Below are 23,370 nucleotides of genomic sequence, written 5' to 3'. Positions count from 1 at the left end.
ATCAAGACTCACTATCTGAGTTATCTTCTTTATTTAAAAGCCGCCCTTCCCGTTTTGGTCGAATCAATGGTGCGGTTGGTCGTGGATGCGTATGTGTATATTGCATACCTACTCCTGCATTTACGTCATCTGCTGCAATTTCAGTTTCAAAACGCTCATTATCTAAATCTCGAATTTCCTCGGTAATTCTTTCTACTTCGTCTTCATCTACGCCAAGTTCTTGTAAAATAACGCCGCCAAATTTAATTGCAGATTCAAACGTTTCACGGATCATAAAGTCTACTTTTTGTTTGACTAGATGCAGCGAGTGCTCGCGGTCATATGAACGGACTAATAATTTCGCCAAAGGAAATTCATGGGTGACGAGTTCTACAATTCTATTGGTTGTCTCTTTACTGTCGACACACACCACAATTGCTTGTGCTGTTGCAGCACCAGAAGCATGTAAAATATCTAGGCGACAACCATCGCCATAATAAATTTTAAAACCAAATTTTTCAGCGTTTTGAATCATGTCGGTATTATTATCAATAATGGTGACATCTACGCCTCGTGCTAATAATAATTGACTGGTTACCTGCCCAAAACGTCCGAATCCAATCATTAAAACACTACCGCTTAAACCCTCGGCAATATTGACGTTTTCTAATGAAACATCGGCTTTAGTTTGAGTGAAACGTTTAAAAAGAATACCGACAATTGGGGTCAACACCATTGAAAGTACAACAATAGCGGTTAAGTTAGATTTAATCGTATTATCAATAACTTGTGCACTTAGCGCGGCAGAAAAAAGTACAAAGGCAAACTCTCCACCTTGAGCCATGAGTAAAGCGCGATCCAATGCTTCAGTATGAGAGCTTTTCGTTACTCGGGCGACAATATAAATCATCAGCGCTTTGGCAAACATTAGGGCAATTACGCCACTCACAATCAGCTGCCAGTTTTGAGCAACAACTGATAAATCCAATGACATGCCGACCCCAAGGAAAAAGAGGCCTAATAAGATTCCTCGGAATGGTTCAATATCAGCTTCAATTTGATGTCTAAAGGTCGATTCAGATAAAAGCACACCCGCTAAGAAAGCGCCCATTGCCATGGACAAACCGCTGACTTGCATGAGTAACGCGGCACCCAGCACAACCAACAATGCGGCGGCCGTCATGACTTCTCGCGCTTTAGCAGCAGCCAATAGTCTAAATAATGGGTTAAGTAACCAATACCCTGCCGCAATCAGACCCGCAATTGCGACTAAGCCAATTCCTATATTTTCTAGACGTACTGATGTGCTTTCGACCACATGATTCGGTGCCATAAAAGCGACAATAGCCAGCAAAGGTACAATTAGTAAATCTTCAAAAAGTAAGATGGCTACAATTTTTTGCCCACGAGGCTGAGTCAAGTCACCGCGATCGCCCAACAACTGCATCACAATCGCAGTTGAAGTTAATACGAACCCTGCCGCACCAATAAAAGCAACTTGCCACGTAAAACCAAATAACAGCCCAACGCCCGTTAAAGCCAGTGCGCAAATGATGATCTGAAGTGTGCCAAGGCCAAAAATTTCGCGTCTAAGACTCCATAAATGTGATGGCTGCATTTCCAAGCCAATCAAAAACAGGTACATCACAATTCCTAACTCAGCAATATGCAAAATTGCGGTGGAATCTTGAAAAAAAGCAAAACCAAACGGGCCAATAATTAGACCCGCAATTAAATAACCTAATACTGAACCCAAGCCAATACGTTTAAAAATAGGGACTGCGATTACAGCCGCTGCCAATAAAACTACAGGGGCAACCAAGCTAATTGAATGTGCTTCTGAGCTCATACATTTCTCATTTTATTTATCTGCAATTTATTCTATGTGAAACCATGTTTAAGGGCGATTATTACTTTTGAGAAGAAGCATCCTAAAAACAAAATGACTTAAATGATCCTAAAACAAAAATTGAGCCTATATGTATGAACAAATAACTCTTTATCTACATATTCATAAAACAGCACTCATAAAAAAAAGCCCTTACGGGCTTTTTTGATTAAACAACGAATTTCAACATGAGCTGAATAACCGTTGCATTAATTAAATCGACAAAGAATGCACCACAAAGCGGAACAATTAAAAATGCCTTATGCGATGGGCCATACATGTTGGTAATCGCTTGCATATTTGCCACGGCAGTTGGCGTTGCCCCCATACCAAAACCACAATGCCCTGCTGACAACACCGCTGCATCATAGTTTTTGCCCATTACACGGAACGTCACAAATGCTGCATATAACGCCATCGTAATGGTTTGAGCACCTAAAATCACCACAAGCGGACCAGCCAAATCTGCAAGTTGCCAAAGCTTTAATGAAAGCAGTGCCATTGCTAAATAAAGCGACAAAGATGCATTACCAAAAACATCAATCGCACGGTCGAAAATATCAATTTTCAACACGCTTTCTAAAACATTTCTTAAAATTACACCGCCACCGAGCGCCCAAACGAAAGTTGGTAACTCAAACCAAGTTCCCTTACTAAAGCCTGTCATAAATTCAGCAAATGCCAAACACGCTGCAAACATACCAAGTGTGGTAATTGCATTATCGGCGGTAATTAAACGAACTTGATGTGGGTTTTCAAACGGCGCTAAGTCATCCGAATTTTGATCAACATGACCATCACGATGTTGGATTTCAGCGTTGGTTTTCGGTTGTGCAAGGCTATAACGATTGATGAGCAATTTCGCTAATGGGCCACCAATTACACCACCAATAATTAAACCAAAAGTCGCACTCGCCATACCTAAAGCTAGAGCACCCTGAATACCATGCTGAGTTTCTAAAATTTCACCCCAAGCTCCGGCTGTACCATGACCACCTGTTAAGGTAATTGAACCCGCAATTAAACCAATGAGTGGATCAAGACCAAGTAAAGTCGCAAGACTCATGCCTACCGCATTTTGCACAACAATGAAGGACGCGACGCAGACTAAGAAGATAACCAAAGCCATACCGCCTTCTTTAAGCTTCATAAAATTGGCACTTAAACCAATAGAAGCAAAGAATACGAGCATAAAGCTGGTTTGTAATTCGCTACTAAAAACAATGCTATATCCCCATACTGTATGGACAAGTAGCGAGACGACCGCAGCCACCAAACCACCTGCTACAGGTTCTGGAATATTGTAACGTTTCAAAAAATCAATTCGATTAACAAGAAAGCGGCCCAACAATAAAACAATGACCGCGGAAATTAGTGTATAAAAACCATTAAAAACAAATTCCATATATACTACTTTCTAATTACATTCCTAATGGATTGTAAAATAAATATATTTTATTTTTTGATATTTTAAAAAAACACAAACAAACTTTACAAAAACCACATTTACTTAATAATAATCAAATAAATCATACTATTATTTTGAGCAATTAGTAAAAAATCACAATGCGTTTTCTCTTAAATTTCGATACTGTTTTGGGGTTTGGTTCGTCCAACGTTTGAAAGCTCTTGTAAAATGAGTGACTTCCGAATAGCCCAGTTTTTCAGAAATAAAAGAAATACTATATTCATGGTGATTCAATAATTTCTTCGCATATCTCTCTCTAACTTGGTCTACCAAAACCTGAAAAGTAACTCCCTCTTTCGCTAACTGACGTTGTAATGTTCTTTCAGTTAAGTGCAACTTGTCGGCAACATCTTTCATTTTAAAGAAGCCTTCTACTTCATCAAAAAGTAACTCACGGACTAAAGCTGTCAGTGGATGTTTTTCACCGCGTTTAGCAACTAACTTATTTAAATCATGTTTACACTGTTCACGAGCTAAACGTGCCGCTAATGGATCAGCCATAATTAACGGCAGAGCCAAGAAAGTTTCAGAAAAAACCAAACGGTTGAAGGGCTGATTAAAGTTAATTTCACATGGTAATAATTCTTGAACTTGCTCTAAAAAAGCGGGTTCTGGATAATTTAATTCGGCTTTTATTTCTAATTTTTGTCCAGTAATGGCATTCGACATTTGGGCAAAGCCCACCATTAAAAATGTCATCCCCACAATTCCCATTTTAAAGTTTGTCATGGGTTGATCTAAATATAAAAAAGCTAAATCGTTTTCGATTTCAAGACGAGGTTTTAACGCTGGACAACGTAGTCCAATAAATTGCTCCATGACATTTAAAGCTTCACCCAAATTTTGTGAAACCATTGCAGCAAGACCAACCGAACCATGACAAGACACGGTCATTTGCAGACCTAGATAGACCCCTAATGCAGGCTCATTGGTCAGCTCAACTGCTCTATTCAGTAGATTATTAAAAATATTGAAATCTAAATACCAAAAAGGTTCCGAGAGTTGCTCTACGGATACTTCACTTCCTTCCAAAAGTTCTTCAGGAGATATATTTAGCTTTTGGACGACATCTGCCATTAGGCTGACATAGGTTCCAGGTAAAGACGGATTCACAGTACGCTCTCTTTATTTTTCTCGATAAAATGTCGTGAAATGGTCAAAACTGTCATTTCAAGAACTATGACACATATTTCAGATTCGGCATAGTAGCTCTTACTAAGTTGCCGCATTTTTATCCACTTTGTACAGGATAAAAATCTAATAAAGATTGGTGAAATATGAAAGCTCTGGTTACTGGTGGTGCTGGTTTTATTGGTTCCCACATTGTACGTACTTTACTCAACGAGAATTACGAAGTACGTGTTCTGCATTTACCTCAAGAAAAATTAACCAATTTAGAAGGGTTAGATGTCGAATTAATTGCAGGCGACATTACCGACCCAGCAAAAATGGATGAAGCCGTAGCAGGTTGTGATTTGGTTTTCCATACTGCCGCAATTTATGCCCTATGGCTTCCGAAGCCTGAGCTTATGCGTAAAGTCAATGTTGAAGGAACACGAACCGTACTCAATGCTGCCAAAAAGGCAGGCATTAAACGCGTTGTTTACACCAGTACAGGCGCATGTTTTGCAGGACAACCGAAAGGCACTCAGGCCACCGAAACAAGTCCATTTGCTTTAGGCGCGACTGGAGATGCATACGTTTTAACAAAATTTGAAGCACATCAGGTTGCCTTACAGTTTGCTGCGGGCGGTTTAGACATTGTGATTGTTTGCCCGACAGGTCCAATTGGCCCTCAAGATATTGCCCCAACCCCGACAGGAAAACTCTTACTCACCATTGCTACCATGCCAGCCCTTGCTGTACCGGGTGCAATTAACAACATGGTTGATGTCCGCGATGTAGCCAAGGGCCATGTCTTAGCCGCACAAAAAGGTAAAAGTGGTGAGACTTATATTTTAGGTAATAGAGACCTTGACGGCGTAACGATGGCGAAAACGGTTCATCAGCTCTTAGACATCTGGCGCCCAGTAATGACCATTCCAAGTGTAGTAGAAGGCGTATCGTCTCAACTTGCAGGTCATGCAGCTTTGTGGGTAACAGAGCACATTACCCATAAAGCACCTCTTGTGACGCCTTCGGCAGCCAAAATCGGTCAGCTAGGCACCTCTTTTAATTGTACAAAAGCCATTCAAGAACTCGGACTTCCTCAAACCCCAGTTGAAATTGCAGTACGTGATGCATTGCAGTGGTTTGCAGCCAATGGCTACATCAAATCTCGTAGCTTGATCAAAAAAATTGAGTCAATTTCGATCTGATTTAAGTAGGCAGGATTCTACTATGAGCACATTTATTGATCATCATATTGTTGCACGGAAAGTACAGTTTGATTTTTCTCAAACACCTCGGCATTGGGTTCCAAACGATGTATTAACGACACATGTGCTGAACAGCATGCACGTTCTTTTACCTGCCGTTGAACACTGGTTTTGTCGTCTTGCAAATAAAACGTTGCCCTATGTTGAAGATAAAAACCTAAAAGCAGATATCCGTGGGTTTATTGCCCAAGAAGCGGCCCATGCAAATGCCCACAAGGGTGCAGAGATTTATTTTCAAACCCATGGCATAGATCCAACACCCTTTAAAGATTTTTTAAACTGGTTCTTTAAAGATGGTTTTATGGGCGACACCCCGTTTGGAATTTACGGTCCGTTTAAGCGTTATCCAAAACAATGGCTCGCCTTTCGTATGGGCATTATTGCAGGGCTTGAGCACTATTTCTGTTTCTTTGGAACATGGGCTTTAGATGCTGAAGGCCTAGAAGGTGCAGATCCAGCCATGCTAGATATTGTGCGCTGGCATGGTGCCGAAGAAGTTGAGCATCGTACTGTTGGTTATGATGCTTATCGCGCTTTAGCTGGAAACGGCGTTAAAGGCTATTTAGGCAGACAGCTCAGCATGGGTTTTGCATTTGCGGCAATGATAGGATTCTGGCTCGGTTCAACGGTCTATCTTTGTCATCTCGATGGAACCAAAGAGGCTCAAAAAATTGCTAAAAAAAATCCATTGGCTTTAGTCTGGCTATTTCAAAAAACTGCAAAGAAAAAGAAAAGCTTACCTGATCTCGGCATGATTTTGACTGCTTTAAAAGGATGGAGCAAATTGAGTTATCACCCTGAACATGATGGTGATGTCGAAAAAGCTTTAGCTTATTTAGCTCAGTCGCCCGCCGCTCAGTTAGCCGCAGAAGCCTACGCCAAAGCGCTTTCTTCAAAATTGAAAAGCTGAGCAGTGTCATGATTCAAGTCGAGCAATTAACGTTAGGCCGTGATGCACTCACTTTGGATGGGGCTTTATATGGTAAAGCTGATGTCCCTTTGGTGGTACTTATACATGGTTTCCCCGACACGCCGCATAGCTGGGACCACGTATATCCTTTACTCGTAAAAGCAGGCTATCAAGTTTTTGTCCCTTGGCTGCGTGGTTATACCCAAGATTCTGTAAATCGGCAGGCACATTACGGTCTCGCCTCTGCTCTAGCAGATTTAGCAGCTTGGCTAGAGCTTTTAAAAGCAAAAGGACGCTTAAAAAATAAAGCTCACCTCGTAGGACATGACTGGGGAGCTGCAATTGCAATGAGCTTTGCAAGTGGGCAGCCTGAAGCTTTACATAGCATTAGTTTATTAGCTGTTCCCCCAATTCCAAATTTTAAGGATGTTTTTAAAGCCTTACCTAATTTCCCACGTCAGCTCTACATGTCTTCTTATATGTTGCTCATGCAATCAAGATTTGCTGAAAGCGCGCTATCTCGTAATAACGCAAGTTTTGTAGAAAAAATTTGGCGTAAATGGTCGCCTACTTGGAAATTTACAGAGTCTGATTTTTCCCCTACCCGCGCGGCTTTTCAAAATCCAGATATTGCTTGGGCAGCAACCCGCTATTACCACAATTTATTTGCAGTTTTAAATTCGGACAATCTCAGAGCAAATCGCCACTTATTAAGCCCAGTCACCACACCCACACTGGCTTTAGCGGGTTTAGACGATGGCTGTATGAATATACGGCTACATCAGGCTTTAGCACAGACACATTATTTCCCACAAGGAATTGAGAGTGTCTATGTTCCCGACTGCGGTCATTTTTTACAGGCTGAACAACCACACACTATCGCTCAGTACTTAATTCAACATTTTCAAAAGACTGAACATCCCATTTAAGGCTGCACGCAACTCTATCAGCCAAGTCATTTATATTTTATTTCAGGATTTTTCTATGAATAAATTAGTCAAACCCTCTACTCCGACTCAACTTGTAGATGTACTCATTATCGGAGCCGGTCCCTCAGGTTTAAGTACCTGCATCAAGTTAAAAGAGCAAGGAATTAAAAACGTCATCATTTTAGATATGGCTAGCCGTATTGGTGGCACATGGGCTTTAAATGATTACCCAGGTCTATTTTGTGACGTACCGAGTGAAATGTACTCTCTGGGGTATGCTCCAAATCCAAACTGGTCGCGAACCTATGCGCCTCAAGCCGAAATTCGACAATATTTAGAAAATGTGGCTCATAAATTTGAGATTGTGAATCAGATTAAGCTCAACACTGAAGTTACTCAAGCCGAGTGGGATAATGAGTTAAATCGATGGCTCGTTAGCACACGCGATGGCAAAAAATTCAGTGCAAAAGTCTTTGTACCTGCGACAGGTTTTATTGGTGAAGCAAAAATGCCAAGCTTTCCGGGTCAAGAAAAGTTTAAAGGCACTATGTTTCACTCAGGTAAGTGGAATCATGAGCATGATTTAACAGGTGAAAAAGTAGCGGTGATTGGTAGCGGTGCCTCAGCCATTCAATTTTTACCTGCCATTCAGCCTAAAGTCGGCCATCTCTATTCTTTCCAACGTACGCCTTCATGGGTTTTACCAAAACCAGATTTTGCGGTTCCAAACATCGTAAAAGTTACCTTTAAAAAAGCACCAATTTTAGAAAAAATTATTCGAGAAAGTGCGTTGTGGAGTCTAGAACCTTCACTTCCTATTTTCATGAATGAAAACATCATGCGAAAACTGCATGCTTTAGGAAAGTTAAATATCAACTTAGGCGTTAAAAATCCAGAAATGCGTAAGGCATTAACACCTACGCACACCTTAGGTTGTAAGCGCCCAATGTTTTCTAATAATTGGTATAGCGCTCTAGCCAAACCGAATGTGACTGTCCTCTTTCAGGGCTTATCTCATATCACTGAAAATGGTGTAGTCGGTGAAGACGGGAAAGAAATTAAAGTAGATACCATTATTTTCGGAACTGGCTATGCGGTGGCAGAACCTGCGATTTATAAAATTATTAAAGGTGCAGACGGGCGCAGTTTAAGCGATGTATGGCAGCGTCAACCACGTGCATATATGGGAATGTCAATTTACGGTTTTCCCAACATGTTTATGATGTTAGGACCGAACTCCCAAAACACTGTGGGTTCAGTCATGTGGACCGCTGAACAGCAATCCGTTTATATAGCAAAAATGGTGAAGTTGATACAGCAGCAACGCTTTGACCGTGTTGAGGTCAAAATAGATGTTCAAAAACGTTTTAATGACCGTATAGATAAACGATTGGCCAAAATGCCAGTAAGACCCGATGTTTGTAAAAGCTATTATCTAGATGATGCGGGTCGTAACCATATTATTTGGCCCGAGTTTGGTTTTGTGATTAAACATAAACTGCATCACGTCAACTTGAAAGACTACGATGCTACAACCAAAGTAATTAAAGTGGTCGCTTAATAAACCCATTCAATCTAAGTAAAAAAGATCAAGATACCGAAGTGTCTTGATCTTTTAATAAGTACAAATTAAAAACCAAACAACGAAGCAAGCCAGTTAAAGAAACTAAAAACAACGTTCGTTATTTTTTGGTCTATTAATTGATATCTCAGTAGCTCATGTAATAGTTGGCTTTGTTTTATTTTTATCAGTTATCGATAACCTAACAAGTCTTTATCGAGTTGATTAAACTGCTCTTCTAAAAAATCCAGCAACCTTTTGATGGCAGGTAATAATCCTTTTCTAGAGGCATAAGCTGCGTGGACAATACCGCTTGTAGGTTTCCATTCAGGTAAAACCACAATCAGTTCTTTACGCAAAATATATTCGTGAGCCATCATGATCGGTAAAGGAGCAATACCTAAGCCATGAATAACGGCCTGTAATACCCCAGTCATGTCATTCACAATTAAATCAGGATCATGCTGGAAGTGCGTTGTTCCATGCTCTTGATGGTGAAGTACCCACACACTTTGTTGTTCTGCATTGCCAAGCCCAATTGTTCTAAACTGATGTAATTCATCTAAAGTTTGAGGTATCGGCTGCTTAGATAAAACCCGAGGGTGTGCAACTAAACACTGATCACTGGTCACAAATTTTTTCATGACCAAACCACTATCTTTGAGTGGCGGATAGCGCACACGAAAAGCAATATCAATTCCTTCATTTAAGACATCAACATTTCGGTTAGTCACATCAATATAGATTTTTATTTTTGGAAATTGCAGCATAAATTTAGTCAGAAACTCACCCATATGATGATGCAATAAGGCAGGTGGACAAGATACCCGAATCGTTCCACGCGGCTCTGACTGGTTTAAATCAATAAATTCTTGGGCATTTTCAGCATCGATCAAGATCGCGTGACAGTATTGATAATATTGTTGGCCGAGTTCAGTTACGCTAAATTGCCTCGTAGAACGATGCAATAAACGTACACCGAGTCTTTCTTCTAAAAGTGCAACTCTTCGACTGAGTTTAGATTTTGGAATATCGAGCGCCCTACCAGCAGCAGAATAACCACCATATTCAACAATTTTTGCAAAGTAATATAGATCGTTTAAATCCTGCATTTCCTACCTCTTATTGTTCAAATAATAGAACACTAAAATCAAATTTCGGCAGCTTCTAGGCTCACGTTTTCGTTATATCTTAATTAAACAAGAAGTGAATAACTATACAAAAGCAGTTATCCCTCTGTTTTATTTAGCATCCTTCCAACTTTAAATTTATCGAAATAAATTGGAGCATAAAATGAGTACACCAGCAAATTTTAACGGTCAAGCACCCGTAATCGATCCAAATAATGTTGCAATGCTATTAATCGATCATCAAAGTGGCTTATTTCAAACTGTAAAAGATCTTACCGTTCCTGAGTTGCGTGCAAATGTAGTTACACTTGCTAAGGTTGCAACGCTATGTAATGTGCCAGTGATTACCACTGCTTCTGTTCCTCAAGGTCCAAATGGTCCCTTAATTCCAGAAATTCACCAATTTGCTCCTCATGCACAATATGTTGCTCGTAAAGGTCAAATTAATGCTTGGGATAACCCTGACTTTGTTGAAGCAGTCAAAGCAACAGGTAAAAAACAACTCATTATTGCAGGTACCATTACCAGCGTATGTATGGCTTTCCCAAGTATCAGTGCAGTTGCTGAAGGTTTCCAAGTCTTTGCGGTGATTGACGCATCTGGGACATATTCAAAAATGGCTCAAGAGATTACATTAGCTCGAGTCGTTCAAGCTGGTGTGGTGCCAATTGATACGGCGGGTGTTTGTTCTGAGCTACAAAAAACATGGCATCGTAGTGATGCAGCAGACTTTGCAGCAGCTTATAGTGCAATTTTCCCACCATACCAATTGCTCATCGAAAGCTATCAAAAAGCGCAAGACGTTGTGAAAAATAATGAAATGCTAGATTCTGAAAGAACCTAATTAAAATTAGTTTTCAAGCTTAAATGTCCAATCGTAATAGATTGGACATTTAAAATATGAACCTATAAAAATCCAAGCTGTGCTTTAGTGCTTTCTTCTAAGGCTTTTGAATCGTGTTGTTCTGGATGAAAATCTAGTTTGTAATAGTCCAAATAATCTTTCCATAAAGTACTTAAAAAGCCATTCTTTCCAAGAATTAACGCATTAAATTCCTTTAAGTGAAATAACTTCCATGCGGGAAAATGAGTTACACCTAAATACACCGTACCTGCTGCCATTATTGCTGCCATATATAAAGTCACAAACGGCATTACAACAAGACGAATAGAATTGCTTCCTGAGGCATCTTGATATAAATCGAAAGCTACACTTTTATGTTCGCTTTCTTCTACCGCATGCCATAACCAGATATTTTTTAGAGTTTCATTACTCGATAAACGCTCCTGCAAATCGGAACGTCTCATAATCTGCCGTGCAATAATGGCCGTAAAATGTTCAGCAGCTGAAGTAATTGCTAATTGCTGGGTTGGTGTGAAATATTTTTTCAGCCTAGCCATTAACCATTCCACATTAGCTGAAACAAGCTCGGTATCGAGTCCAGATGACTGTATAAGTTGGTTCAGATGTTCATGTTCTTTGGCATGCATCGCCTCTTGTCCAATAAAGGCTGCAATATCTTTTTGAAGTCGCTCTGTTTTAGCCTGATTTTGTAAGTTTCTTACACTATGTACAAAAAATCGCTCACCCGCAGGAAACATAGCAGACAAGGTTGCCAGCCAATACTCTCCCCAAGGGTTATCCTTAAATAAAGTAGGTTGAGACTGATTAAAATTAAAACTCATGTGGCGTACCGGAAAGTGAGCACCACGATCAAACACTTTAGCTAGAATTCCCATTTTTTATTCCTTCATTCTTTCATTGAATACAATTCAATGGATTTATTTTTCTATCGGTTTTGAGCTACATATTTGTACGACATCTAAATAGCTAGGAGGTTTAGGCACATTGCCACGGCTATATAACAACTTATGCAATTGGGGAAGGCGATAATAAGGAGCGGAAGCCATCAAATGATGTTCCATATGAAAATTTACACGTATAGGTGCCACAGTCATACGGGAAATCCAACCAGCAGAAGTAGTACGAGTATTACGAAGCGTGTCAGGTACAAGCTCTAAACACGCATGCTCTGCCATTGCACGAATACGTACAAATGCAGTAAAAGGGATGGCATAAGCTATTATCCAAATAAGAAATAACCAAGCATGCCCCATTGCAGCAAGGATGAGATATAACCCGAGATTAGTCACAAAAGTTGGCCAGAAGTCCTTGATAAAGTTGGTAACATAACGATGCCATGGCCAACCACGCGTATCTGCTCGCTCACCTGTTGCATCAGACCACTTCAGTACGCCAGCACTCATCAAAATTCGGCCAATAAAGAACTTAATCCCTGTTACCCCAACCAAATCACGACCAAATTTTCGGATTAAAGATTTTTTAGTCACAGGTAATGCTTCATATATTGGGCGATCAGGATCAAAGCTTGCTGTTGTATTCGCATGATGCACCATATGGTGAGCACGAAATTTATGTACATCATTCCAAATAAATTTGGCTGATGCCCAATTAGCAAATACGTCATTCATCCAGCGACTTTTAAAGAGTGTATGATGTGCCGCCTCGTGCATTACAATCGCCAATGCCAAATGACGCCCACCTAAAACCACTGTTCCTATGCATACAACAGGAACAGCGAGATACCAAGGTAAATAATCAACTGCCAGAGCCATGACTGTAAATGCTGAGCCAATGATTAGCCATACCGAGAAAATGCACCATAATCCCCATAAATTTGAACGCTGGGAAAATTGGCTAATCTCCTCTCGACTAAGAAAGTCGCTTATACGAGTTTGTTTATCCTTAATCATCACTCGCCCTGCTCCAAACTATTTAATGCACGTTGATTAGATTGGTTACTAGACAACATATGTATAACTTGCGCATAAGTTGGTGGCTCTGGAACATGGCCGCGTTCTCGCAACATCTGATGCATTTTTGGCAACTTAAAGAAAGGTACCGCAGCCATTAAATGATGTTCCATGTGATAGTTCACCCGAATTGGAGCAACAAAGGCCCGAGCTAACCATCCTGCTTTTGTGGTACGAGTATTCGTTAAAGCACTATTGCTTATTTGAGTACCAGCATGCTCAGCCATAGATCGAATACGAATAAAAAGTGGGAACGGCGCTAAATAAGCAAGAGGCCAAAGTAAATATAATTCTGGACGACCAAAAGCCCATAAAAGGCCAAAGATAGAAGCATTAGCAATAATTGCCTTACTACTATTTTTAAGAAATGCTTTTGGATAGTCATACCATTGACGATTTTCACGCGGTAGCCAAGTTAAGTCATTCGCAACTGTCCATTTCAAAACTTCAGCATCCATCAAAATACGGCCGACAGTAAATTTAAAACCTGTAATACCAACTAAATCACGTAAAAATTTACGAGTTAAAGACGTTCTTGTGGTTGGAAAGCCTGCGACTAATGTTAAGTCAGGATCTTCTGGTGTTGATGTTTTGGCATGATGACGTGTGTGGTGAGTCCGATATTTATGTACGTCATTCCAGATTGGACGTGCACATAACCAATCAACTAGATAATCATTCATCCATTTTGTTTTAAACAAACTATTGTGTGACGCATCATGCATCAGTATTGCCAAGGCTAATTGGCGTCCAGCCAATACTGCCAATGCTGCTAGACATATCAGCAATTTACCCCACCAAGGTAAATAACTCCAAGTTAGCCCAACACCTGCAAAAGTTGCTCCAATTACGGCCCACGTAGAACCTACTGCCCACAAACCATGTATATCGGAAGGTTCAGTAAGCTCTTTAATTTCTTCACGACTAAATAACTCAGTCACACTCACACGCGTATTCATCTTTTTTTTCTCCTAAGCGGGGTTGAGAAGACTTAATTCATTTCACAAAATAAACTTTATTATAAAATTTGAAATATTTCTATTATTTTTATAAAATTTATTTTTTGTAATATCAGAATTAAAGAAAAAGAAATCTTAAGGATATGTTTTTCATATCCTTATTCATTTGTAATCAAATAAAACTAACTTTACTGAACAGACTTAAGTAACTAATTCATTAGAATATTAAAGAGATTTTTTATAATTTTGATCGATTCATTTCTTTAATAACATTGGGTATACCATCTCTGTGAAATGCTTCAAATGGTATTGATTTTTCATGATCAATCAATGGAAAGAAAGGTGAAACTAAAGATGCTCCCCCATCAATTCTGACGTTCACCCCTGTTATAAAAGAAGCAGCTGGCGATAGTAAAAAGCACATTAAAGCTGAAACTTCTGATTCTGTAGCCATACGTTTCAAAGGTATTTTTGAAGACACTGTAGGGATCATGGCCTTCATGCCATCTTTATAAGAATCGAGACCTGAGGCCATTACCCACCCTGGTGCAACAGCATTAACTCTTACCCCCGCTCTAGCCCATTCGAGTGCAGAAGTTTTAGTAAGGTTATCGATACCAGCTCGAGCAGCTCCAGAGTGCCCCATACTCGGTAAACCACTCCACATATCTATTGTCATATTTACAATACTACCGCCCGTTTTCACCATACTTTGATTAAAAACTTCTCTCATCATTAGAAAAGTACCCAGCAAGTTATTGCGGATTACACTATCAAAAGCATTAGCAGACATAGTTTCAAGAAATGCAGGAAATTGACCACCAGCGTTATTAACTAGTCCATTAATCTGGCCGAACTCTTCAACAATAGAACTAACTGTTTGTTTGACTTTCTCTTCATCACGATTATCACATACTCGATAAAATGCCTTCCCTCCATCATCAATAATTTCCTGTTTTACTTGTTGTAGTTTTTCTTCAGTCCTTCCTGTAAGGATGACTTGCGCACCTAAGGAAGCAAGTTCATGAGCAGTACATCGGCCAATACCCGAACCACCTCCAGTTACTATAATTACTTGATCTTTAAAAATATCCTTTGCTAAAGCTGATTGATATAAAGACATATCTATACTCCTGTAATCACGCTCTTCTATTAATTAAGAATTTTAGGAGTTACATCCGCAACGGTGGGTAATTCTAAATTTAATAAGCTCGTTGCGGATGTACCAAAAGTTAGTTCATGTAACTGTTTCCATAATCTTTGTCCAACTTCGTCTAACTTTTTAACATCGGCGGTAAATTGGTCCCTTGCCTCAACATTTATAAAAGATTCAGGAAGTAAAGGATCATTCATTAATAAAGAAATTGTTTGGCGGCCCAGCAATAACGATTCTCTTGCAGCATCCTCAAGACCTAACGCAGGTACTCGACTGAGCCAATGCTGAATAATATGGCTATATTTTTCATAATTTTTATTTAAGTTTTCGGTTTGCCACAAATCTTTAATCATCCCTGTCGTAATTTGATCAAATGAATTGATATGGCACATCTTGGCTCCTGACTCCAAGCCCATAGATTTCATGTGTTTTAGCATTTCTTCCAAAGACATAACCAAGTTATCAGGCCGAATATATACACTTGGTTCAAGTTCACGAAATCCGTATTTTTTAAGTGCTCTTTCTCTTCTTTTTAAAGCTGTGCGATCAACACGGCCTAATGTTCCTGTAAGTACACATAAGTATTTTTGATTCCAAGCTTTTGTTTCTTTTAAACCTGTTCCTCGGTTTAACATTACATCTGCCCATTCAAGAGATTGCTCACTTAATTGATAAAATCCTCTTTCAGCAGAAACAATGACCCCTTCACTGGCTAATCGAGTGACAGCAACTCTTATTCCGTTTTCACTAATTCCAAACAGCTTTGCGGCAAGGATCATTTCTTTAATTGAAATTATTTTACCTTCTGAAGCCAGTAACAGATCTGTAATTAAAGTACGTGCATTAATTTTCTGTGTAGTCATCCCATTTCCAGATTAAAAATTTTAAATTTGTGATTATCCTGAACATCAGAATAAAGCTTACCACAATATTACATTTATTTATTTTTAATTTTAATTATGAAATAAATCATTCGTAAACGGTTTACAGAAATTCTAGAAGAACCCTCATATTTAATCTCTTATAAAAGATGCTTAAGCCATCTCACCTAAGCATCTTTTTTAAAGTTAGTTAGCCACTTACACATCCTTTATTTAGACAAGGATCTGATGGTTGTCCCATAAAGTACCTAAAGTAGCGTTGACATTATTTAAGGTTAAAAATGAGGTACTGTTATAAGCAGTTCCTGCACCATCTCGGTCAATACTCAAAATACTGTTATTTCCATTGAGGTCTAATGAGAGATAAGAAAAAATAGAGTTTACAGTGCCGCCATTAGCATAATTGATGAGCAGTTCACTAATATCAATTTTGTCAGCTTCACTGTCGGTTAAAGTATTGCCGACTTTAAAGTCTTTCCAAACATCAGCTCCGTTACCACCCATTACATCGTTTATATTTAATAGTTTATATAACGCAGTGTCAGAGCCTAAACCTCCAATCAAGGTATCGTTATCTTTTCCACCATTTAAAATATCATTACCAGCACCACCATTTAAAACATCATTATTGGTACCGCCGCTTAAAATGTTATTAGCACTGTTCCCAACAATCGTATTGCCATTTCCATTCCCCGTTCCATTAATGTTATCTATCCCTAACAGATTCAAATTGTTAAGCGCATTGCCGCTATCTAACGCATAACTCACGGTTGAGTTAACGGTTTCGAACCCTTCATTAATCTTCTCGATAATGACGTCGCTAACATTATCAACATAATAGATGTCATCACCCAAGCCTCCAATCAGGGTATCAACTCCAATTCCACCATCGAGACTATCATTGCCGACTCCACCATCTAAGGTGTCGTTTCCAGCTCCACCATTCAATGTGTCATTTCCAGCATATCCATTTAAAATGTTATTACCTGCATTACCAATGATGACGTTATTCAGCGCATTTCCGTTGCCGTTTAAATTCTCCGCGCCATTTAAAGTAAGGTTTTCTAGGTTATCTCCTAAGGTATAATTTATATCCGAGATTACTTTATCGTTACCCTCAGCAATATTCTCTACAATGCTATCGCCTACATTGTCTACATAATAAGTATCGTCACCCGTTCCACCAATCAGGCTGTCCGCACCTTTTCCACCATCAAGTATGTCATTTCCGGCACCACCCAATAGAACATCGTCGCCCCAATTTCCTTTTAAGGTATCGTTTCCAGCTCCGCCTTCTAAACGGTTAGCTAAACTGTTTCCGACTAAAATATCATCGTAAGCACCGCCAATTGCACTTTCAATCTGGGTTCCAATATTGATGCTTAGTTGGTTTGCACTCGAGATATGAGGAGATTTTTCACCAATATAGCTCCAACCACCCTGATTAAGATCGATGGTAGCGGCTTGTGCAGCGTTGCTTGCATTGATTGTATCGACGCCTGCACCATCCCATACCAATACGCCTTTAGTACCATCAAACACATAGCTATCATTACCTGCACGGGTTGAAATATTGACCCCATATATCGCTTGCAAAGCCGCAATATCAAACGGTGCAAAAGATCCGTCATATGACATACCAGTACGGTCATATGACATGACTGACCATGCCCGTGTGTCTTCTTCTTTTGAGAAACTATCAATAGTGGAACCTTCAAAGGTATGACGTAAACCCAAAGCATGCCCCAACTCATGCGGATAACTTGCAGTCACCCAAGTGCCCGCTGGGTCAAACCAAAAACCTGGTCCAAAAGCCACATCTGAACCAACAAATGCTCCGCTTGGATACTGTGCATAAGCCGTAGCTGCGGTACTGTTACGGTAGGCAGCAATGGTATTAAGCTGTGATGCATTATCCGTTAATGTAAAAGTTAAAGCTGAAAAGTCAGAAGCTTTTTGGTAGACCTGAGTCATAAAGTCCTGTTGAGCTTTACTAAAAGGGCTCCACCATGAAGGTGCTTGACCATTTGCATCGAGTAGGTAATCAGGTGCAGTAGAAGGGAAAATATACTTAAAGTCCGCATTACTATTTGTTGTGGCAACGAGCGCCCGCACCCAGTAATTCACTCCAACCGTTGTGTCTAATTGAGCACGATCAATCGTGACACCATCGGCAAATTGAATATTAAAGTTTTTATTGTTGTTAGCGAGATAGCCAGTTAACTTAACAACATCACTATCGCCGTATTGAATATTTAAAGTGGTTTTATCAAAACTGTATTGAACATCGGTAGATTTAATGTCTGTAAACACAATCGTGTTGTTACCCGAGTAATCTCCATTAATTGTGTCTATTCCATCTCCTAAAGAAAAACGATAAGTATCGTCACCTTCGCGACCATTTAACGTGTCATTACCTTTACCGCCCGTAATCACATCATTAGGAAGAGTCCCTAAAAAATTATCGGCATTATCTGTACCATTCCATGTCGCAGTTTTCCCCGTTAAAAACTGCTGATAGCTTTGCACCACACCATCTGAAAGAATATAGTTATTAATATAGGCTTTTAAAGTGATGCTATCCGTTGCTGAATAATTAATGACTAACTCATTATTATTGTTGGTCGTAAAACTGATGTCTTTTGAAGAAACATCGGTAATTTGAATGGTGTTTGTGCCCGAGTAGTCATTAATCGTATCGTTACCATCACCTTTGCTAAATTGATAGGTATCATCGCCACTTCCTGAAGCTAACCAATCATTTCCTGTTCCACCGACAGTTAAGTCATTACCGGCTCCACCATATAACTTATCATCGCCAGCCCCACCATTTAACGTATCGTTCCCTGCATTTCCATTTAAGGTATCGTTACCTTCAAGTCCATTAATAATGTCATTCGATGCAAAGCCATTAATCGTTTCGTTGCCTTTGGTGCCAGTGAGCGTAATGGTTTTATTGGTAAGTAATTGATCGAGTGTGGCAGTCGTCCCATCTAAAAATTTAAAGCTACTTACATTCCCTTCAATTAATACAGCATCACTATCCGAATATTTGACCTGTAAATTACTTCCACTGCCTTGTATGGATAGATCTGCCAAATTACTGGCCGTGAATTGGATCGTGTTATTTCCACTATAGTCAGTGACCTTGTCTATTCCATCCCCTTTGCTGAATTGATAAATATCGTCTCCTACTCCACCAAATATTCGATCACTTCCAGCCCCACTATTAATTAAATCTGCTGAATTTGTGCCTACAATCCATTCGCTATTTGCAGTAGAAATATTTAGACCGTTGACCCCACTTGTAAATAAAACCTGCTTTTCAACCCCATCACTAAAAATCATACGGGCTTTAGCAAGAGCGTTAAAGTTAAGTGAATAGTAAGTTCCTGAATAATTAGTGACGTATAAAACACTATTTATGTATTCAATTTGCCTAATATCATTTGAAGTAAAATTATCGAACTTTAGCCATAAACCATTTTGATCATTGCCATAAGTTACCATTAGAGTTTCCTTTTTTTTGTTATTGGAAAAGGAAATATTATTTAATTCTTCTTAATAGAAGAACCTCTTTTGGCGACAAAAATTACCATTTGGCGACATATTTTCTATTTTTTTAAATTTTTCTAAAAATTAAATTTGAATAGATTTTTAAAAAATTCTTATTTTTAATTATATATAACAGTTTTATAAATTTAAGATAATTACTTCTCAAACTTATTTAAAAATAATTCTTTTTGATACATTTATAGAAAAACCTTGTCTTTTAGGTCACTGAACTTAGAACTCATTCCCTTTAATATCCCTGAAAAGACCAGCTCCTTATCGCTCTGGGCAACATCTTTATAGGTTTTATATTCAATGAGTTTATTGCTTAAAGTTCGTCAGAACGTTCCACAGCTACAGTCTATTAAGAAATCTCTTCAGACACGTGCTGGTCAAAAAATACCTCACATGCTGATCAATGCATCGGATCTATTTTTTAGAGGTCCTGAGATTGCTTTGTCAGGCAAAACACCTTTTGACGTGATCTATAAGCATGAAATTATTAGCTTAAGACACTATAGAAATGAGACCCATACTTCTGCGCCTAAACACCGCGTACCATTAGTAATTGTTCCACCATTAGCAGTAAACATGCTCATTTATGATTTGTTTCCTACTCGCAGTTTTGTACGCTTCTTTTTGGCACAAGGGTTTGATGTCTATTTAATTGACTGGGGTGTGCCAACTCGCCACCAAGCAAAATACAATTTCGGCACCTACATTAAAGTTTTTATGCCTGAAATGTTAAAGCAAATTCGCGAGCACAGTGGTCAGCAACAGCTTTCTTTACATGGCTGGAGTTTAGGCGGCGCACTTTCGCTCTGCTATACCGCATTATTTAAAGATAAAGATATTAAAAATCTGATTATTCTTGCTTCCCCTATCGATACCCATAAAGCAGGTTATATGGGGAAACTTTATGGCAGTCTGACTAAACCTGCCGAATGGGTTCGCAAACATACACCATTTCGTATTCGCCACCATGTGCCAAGTGAAGCATTTCATATTCACGGCTGGCAAAACACGCTAGGTTTTAAATTAACGGACCCAATTGGAAATTTGAAAACGTATTGGGAACTTTTTAAGAATCTTGATAACCGAGAATTTATTGTCGACCATGCAACCTCAAGTTCATTTATCGATAATATGCTGGCCTATCCAGGCGGTGTCATGCGTGACATTATCCTGCGTTTCTGGATTGATAATGAACTATCCAATGGCGTAATTAAATTCGGGGAACTTACAGCCTATCTAAAAGATATTGAATGTTCAGTACTCGCAGTCGGCGGCAGCACAGATATTATTGTGACTGCTGAGGCTGTTAAACCCCTCATGGATTTAATTAGCAGCCAAGACAAAACCTTTAAAGTCGTTCCAGGTGGCCACATGGGTGTTGTTTCTGGAAGCCAAGCCCCTACTGCGGTTTGGCCAGAAATTAGTCATTGGCTGATTGAGCGTTCAGAATAACCAACCCAAATCTCATAATACAAATTAAATATCCAGTACCAACTTATCCGAACGAGGCAAACTGTTGCAGGTGGTAATACGTAAATCTGGTTGTGCCTTGTATTGATCTAAAGTAGTAACACCTTGTAGCTTATTACAGACACAAGCACGGCATAACCCTCTTTCACATCCCGATGGAATGTTAACTCCAGCCAAACGTGCAGCTTCTAATAACGTTGTTCCTCCATCAACCACAATATCAATACCACTCCGTGCAAAGCGGATGACATGATCTTTACCATCCGTTGGGTGTTCTACTACCGGAGGGGTAAAACTCTCTGTATGAAATTGGATTTCAGGTAATCCTAAATCCAGTAACATAGATTTTGAGGCAGCAATAAATCCTGGTGGAGCACAAACATACACTTCATGTGCTGTTATGTCTGGAACAACTTTAGATAGTAACTCAGCACTTAGTTTCGCCTGATACATCTGCCCTGAAATTGGATAATTAGGATCTATCTCATTACATATAAAATGCACATCAAAACCGGATAACTTGGCAAATTCACGTAATTCATATTCAAAAATAATAGATCTCTCATTACGGTTAAAATAAAGTAACCTAACTTGGCTATGTGGAGCTTCACGTCGCGCCTTACGTAACATACTCAAAATTGGTGTAATACCAACACCACCCGCAAGAAAAACGATCTGTTTAGGTACTTCTTTCATTATAAAATCGGGAGAGGCCTGTGGCACCCCCACCAAAATCATATGCGAATTTTTCTTAATATGATCATTGATATAATTTGAAGCACGTCCGCCCTCTACACGTTTGACGGCAATTTCCAAACAATTGTCAGTCTCGCGGCTGTCTCTTAACAAACTATATTGTCGAACTAAGCTTTCATCTTCAACTTCAACTCGTACAGAAATAAATGCGCCAGCTTCCCAAGTTACGCTATCCCATCCTTGGGGTTTTTCAAAACGTATCATCAGGGCTTGATTCTCTGCTTGCGGAAACACGGCTAAAACCTTAACCGGTACATTATAAAAACGAGGTTTATTTAAATACGTCATGTTATCTGGCAATTTATATTGGGCTCCATATACGACTCGACGTAATAATTCCTTAGGATTTTTTAGTATTTTTAAAAAATTTCCGTTTTCTTGCTCACCTACAGGACTCGCCAATTTGAGCACATTGACCATCATCTCTGGCACAACATCTTCAAGAGACATCACATTGTAAGGCAAGCCATGCTGCAAACAGATTTCTTTAACAAAGGGCTGAATTTCTCTTTGACGGTTACAGGGTAAATCTGGGAATAAATGATGCTCTAAGTGGGTGTCCAGTCCACCATAAAACACATCAAATGCAGGTGGATTATCAAATTCAACCTCCTCTTCCAACAATGTTTTAAAATAATGATCAAGTTGGGCATAAGGTGTAAAATTACTTGTCGCTAAAATTTGACGGCAAAAATATTCTTCTTCTGTTTCACTCAATCCCGGGTCACTGAATAATTCAACATTGGGTGAATGGTGTTCTAGAAATAAGACTGCAACCGTCAAATCATATCCCAAAACTGTACTCAAATAATTCCCAAAAAATGTCGGTAATACCCGAGAAGGAGAGACAGAAAGAGGATCTTTCCAAAAATGCTGGGCAATATATTTTTTTGTCAGTTTTAAAGTTTGTTCAAGGGTTGTTCGACTAAATACTTTACGACCTTCTGTTTTAGCAGCTGATGCTCCAGTAAAAAGGGAAAATACAAGATTAGGCGCTGTCAATAATAAGCCCCACAGCAACGGAAGTTGCAGAGTATGGTGTCCATACCATGGCTGACCTGGCTTAATACGTAAAAATGAATAACCCAAATCATGGTCTACGCCAACGATATTCGTAAAAGGATGATGGTTTTGATGGTGCATCACACGCCATTCATAAGGATCCACCATAAAATTCCAAACCCAACGTTCAGAATGGAAAGAACCTGCATTTGGCAAATGGTCATAACTACCATGCATGATGTTATGACCAAGTTCAGAAAACTCAAGTAATGTATGCAATGCGCCTAATATCGCACCACGTATTATGGCATTAGGTTTTCCACCTTGTTGTATCAACTCATTACTACGCGCTTTAATAGCTTGAGAGTAAGCAGCAACATTTCTGATATGTGCTAAGTCTGCATCCCCAACGTTTGCTTTAGTTTGATCATATAAAGCTTTTAAAGCCATCGTTAAACTTTCGTGCTTACCGTCTTTATCACTTAGCATTTTATATATCCC

General features: G+C 39.3%; 17 protein-coding genes. 6 read left to right on the top strand and 11 right to left on the bottom strand.

What is annotated here, in order from left to right; all coding sequences use genetic code 11:
• Position 1: 1 nt before the first annotated feature.
• From F935_RS03495 to F935_RS03485, 3 genes are all read right to left on the bottom strand, one after another.
• Entirely contained in the window at positions 2-1,828 is a 1,827-nt protein-coding gene (locus F935_RS03495; protein ID WP_016137632.1) for a monovalent cation:proton antiporter-2 (CPA2) family protein, read from the bottom strand.
• Positions 1,829-2,036: 208 nt separating this feature from the next.
• Positions 2,037-3,272 carry a sodium/glutamate symporter gene (gltS, locus tag F935_RS03490; protein WP_016137631.1) on the bottom strand — a complete coding sequence of 412 codons (1,236 nt, stop codon included), beginning with the start codon at positions 3,270-3,272 and terminating at the stop codon, positions 2,037-2,039.
• A 156-nt stretch (positions 3,273-3,428) separates the two neighbouring features.
• Positions 3,429-4,448, bottom strand: a complete 1,020-nt coding sequence (locus F935_RS03485; RefSeq protein ID WP_016137630.1) for an AraC family transcriptional regulator — start codon at positions 4,446-4,448, stop codon at positions 3,429-3,431.
• Positions 4,449-4,612: 164 nt separating this feature from the next.
• Here F935_RS03485 and F935_RS03480 point away from each other — a divergent pair, with 164 nt between their 5' ends.
• Genes F935_RS03480 through F935_RS03465 form a run of 4 tightly spaced genes read left to right on the top strand, consistent with a single transcriptional unit; the run spans position 4,613 to position 9,113 of the window.
• Positions 4,613-5,653 carry an NAD-dependent epimerase/dehydratase family protein gene (locus tag F935_RS03480; protein WP_016137629.1) on the top strand — a complete coding sequence of 347 codons (1,041 nt, stop codon included), beginning with the start codon at positions 4,613-4,615 and terminating at the stop codon, positions 5,651-5,653.
• Positions 5,654-5,675: 22 nt separating this feature from the next.
• Positions 5,676-6,623, top strand: coding sequence for a metal-dependent hydrolase (locus F935_RS03475; RefSeq protein WP_016137628.1), 948 nt, complete (start codon positions 5,676-5,678; stop codon positions 6,621-6,623).
• An 8-nt stretch (positions 6,624-6,631) separates the two neighbouring features.
• A complete protein-coding gene (locus tag F935_RS03470) occupies positions 6,632-7,552 on the top strand; it encodes an alpha/beta fold hydrolase (protein ID WP_016137627.1) in 921 nt (306 codons plus the stop codon).
• 55 nt (positions 7,553-7,607) lie between these two features.
• A complete protein-coding gene (locus F935_RS03465) occupies positions 7,608-9,113 on the top strand; it encodes a flavin-containing monooxygenase (protein ID WP_016137626.1) in 1,506 nt (501 codons plus the stop codon).
• Between the two features lie 191 nt (positions 9,114-9,304).
• Here the strand turns inward: F935_RS03465 and F935_RS03460 are convergent, their stop codons facing one another.
• The gene (locus F935_RS03460; RefSeq protein ID WP_016137625.1) at positions 9,305-10,225 is read right to left on the bottom strand and encodes a LysR substrate-binding domain-containing protein; all 921 of its coding nucleotides are present in this window, start codon (positions 10,223-10,225) and stop codon (positions 9,305-9,307) included.
• Between the two features lie 181 nt (positions 10,226-10,406).
• On the opposite strand from F935_RS03460, the gene F935_RS03455 reads away from it, so the two are divergent.
• On the top strand, positions 10,407-11,087 hold the full coding sequence (locus F935_RS03455; RefSeq protein ID WP_000106451.1) for a hydrolase: 681 nt from the start codon (positions 10,407-10,409) through the stop codon (positions 11,085-11,087).
• Between the two features lie 62 nt (positions 11,088-11,149).
• On the opposite strand, the gene F935_RS03450 is transcribed toward F935_RS03455, so the two are convergent.
• The 6 genes from F935_RS03450 to F935_RS03425 all read right to left on the bottom strand — a co-directional run bounded on the left by F935_RS03450 (position 11,150) and on the right by F935_RS03425 (position 19,584).
• Positions 11,150-11,983 (bottom strand): metal-dependent hydrolase, encoded by an 834-nt coding sequence (locus F935_RS03450; RefSeq protein ID WP_016137624.1) that lies wholly within the window; start codon positions 11,981-11,983, stop codon positions 11,150-11,152.
• Positions 11,984-12,025: 42 nt separating this feature from the next.
• Complete coding sequence (locus tag F935_RS03445; RefSeq protein WP_016137623.1) at positions 12,026-13,018, bottom strand: fatty acid desaturase family protein; 993 nt, start codon at positions 13,016-13,018, stop codon at positions 12,026-12,028.
• Positions 13,018-14,037, bottom strand: coding sequence for a fatty acid desaturase family protein (locus F935_RS03440; RefSeq protein WP_016137622.1), 1,020 nt, complete (start codon positions 14,035-14,037; stop codon positions 13,018-13,020). Before F935_RS03440 ends, F935_RS03445 begins: the two co-directional genes overlap by 1 nt.
• 238 nt (positions 14,038-14,275) lie before the next feature.
• Positions 14,276-15,160, bottom strand: coding sequence for an SDR family oxidoreductase (locus F935_RS03435; RefSeq protein WP_016137621.1), 885 nt, complete (start codon positions 15,158-15,160; stop codon positions 14,276-14,278).
• A gap of 29 nt (positions 15,161-15,189) precedes the next feature.
• Positions 15,190-16,056, bottom strand: coding sequence for a hypothetical protein (locus F935_RS03430; RefSeq protein WP_016137620.1), 867 nt, complete (start codon positions 16,054-16,056; stop codon positions 15,190-15,192).
• 231 nt (positions 16,057-16,287) lie between these two features.
• Positions 16,288-19,584, bottom strand: coding sequence for a M10 family metallopeptidase C-terminal domain-containing protein (locus tag F935_RS03425; RefSeq protein ID WP_016137619.1), 3,297 nt, complete (start codon positions 19,582-19,584; stop codon positions 16,288-16,290).
• Between the two features lie 357 nt (positions 19,585-19,941).
• On the opposite strand from F935_RS03425, the gene F935_RS03420 reads away from it, so the two are divergent.
• Entirely contained in the window at positions 19,942-21,093 is a 1,152-nt protein-coding gene (locus tag F935_RS03420; RefSeq protein WP_016137618.1) for an alpha/beta fold hydrolase, read from the top strand.
• A gap of 24 nt (positions 21,094-21,117) precedes the next feature.
• Here the strand turns inward: F935_RS03420 and F935_RS03415 are convergent, their stop codons facing one another.
• On the bottom strand, positions 21,118-23,358 hold the full coding sequence (locus tag F935_RS03415) for a fatty acid desaturase (RefSeq protein WP_016137617.1): 2,241 nt from the start codon (positions 23,356-23,358) through the stop codon (positions 21,118-21,120).
• Between the last annotated feature and the right edge of the window lie 12 nt (positions 23,359-23,370).

The organism is Acinetobacter calcoaceticus ANC 3811 (assembly GCF_000399665.1).
In the GTDB taxonomy this organism is placed as follows: Bacteria; Pseudomonadota; Gammaproteobacteria; order Pseudomonadales; family Moraxellaceae; genus Acinetobacter; species Acinetobacter calcoaceticus_B.
Note: the sequence above shows the minus strand (reverse complement) of the source record. Positions and strands in the feature narration are given on the sequence as shown.

Excerpts from the sequence above, each read along its gene's own strand:
- F935_RS03450 (WP_016137624.1), bottom strand. The coding sequence starts at position 11,983 with ATGGGAATTCTAGCTAAAGTGTTTGATCGTGGTGCTCACTTTCCGGTA.
- F935_RS03440 (WP_016137622.1), bottom strand. The coding sequence starts at position 14,037 with ATGAATACGCGTGTGAGTGTGACTGAGTTATTTAGTCGTGAAGAAATT.
- F935_RS03455 (WP_000106451.1), top strand. The coding sequence starts at position 10,407 with ATGAGTACACCAGCAAATTTTAACGGTCAAGCACCCGTAATCGATCCA.
- F935_RS03475 (WP_016137628.1), top strand. The coding sequence starts at position 5,676 with ATGAGCACATTTATTGATCATCATATTGTTGCACGGAAAGTACAGTTT.
- F935_RS03470 (WP_016137627.1), top strand. The coding sequence starts at position 6,632 with ATGATTCAAGTCGAGCAATTAACGTTAGGCCGTGATGCACTCACTTTG.
- F935_RS03445 (WP_016137623.1), bottom strand. The coding sequence starts at position 13,018 with ATGATTAAGGATAAACAAACTCGTATAAGCGACTTTCTTAGTCGAGAG.
- F935_RS03415 (WP_016137617.1), bottom strand. The coding sequence starts at position 23,358 with ATGCTAAGTGATAAAGACGGTAAGCACGAAAGTTTAACGATGGCTTTA.
- gltS (WP_016137631.1), bottom strand. The coding sequence starts at position 3,272 with ATGGAATTTGTTTTTAATGGTTTTTATACACTAATTTCCGCGGTCATT.
- F935_RS03480 (WP_016137629.1), top strand. The coding sequence starts at position 4,613 with ATGAAAGCTCTGGTTACTGGTGGTGCTGGTTTTATTGGTTCCCACATT.
- F935_RS03495 (WP_016137632.1), bottom strand. The coding sequence starts at position 1,828 with ATGAGCTCAGAAGCACATTCAATTAGCTTGGTTGCCCCTGTAGTTTTA.
- F935_RS03425 (WP_016137619.1), bottom strand. The coding sequence starts at position 19,584 with ATGGTAACTTATGGCAATGATCAAAATGGTTTATGGCTAAAGTTCGAT.
- F935_RS03435 (WP_016137621.1), bottom strand. The coding sequence starts at position 15,160 with ATGTCTTTATATCAATCAGCTTTAGCAAAGGATATTTTTAAAGATCAA.
- F935_RS03465 (WP_016137626.1), top strand. The coding sequence starts at position 7,608 with ATGAATAAATTAGTCAAACCCTCTACTCCGACTCAACTTGTAGATGTA.
- F935_RS03430 (WP_016137620.1), bottom strand. The coding sequence starts at position 16,056 with ATGACTACACAGAAAATTAATGCACGTACTTTAATTACAGATCTGTTA.
- F935_RS03460 (WP_016137625.1), bottom strand. The coding sequence starts at position 10,225 with ATGCAGGATTTAAACGATCTATATTACTTTGCAAAAATTGTTGAATAT.
- F935_RS03420 (WP_016137618.1), top strand. The coding sequence starts at position 19,942 with ATGAGTTTATTGCTTAAAGTTCGTCAGAACGTTCCACAGCTACAGTCT.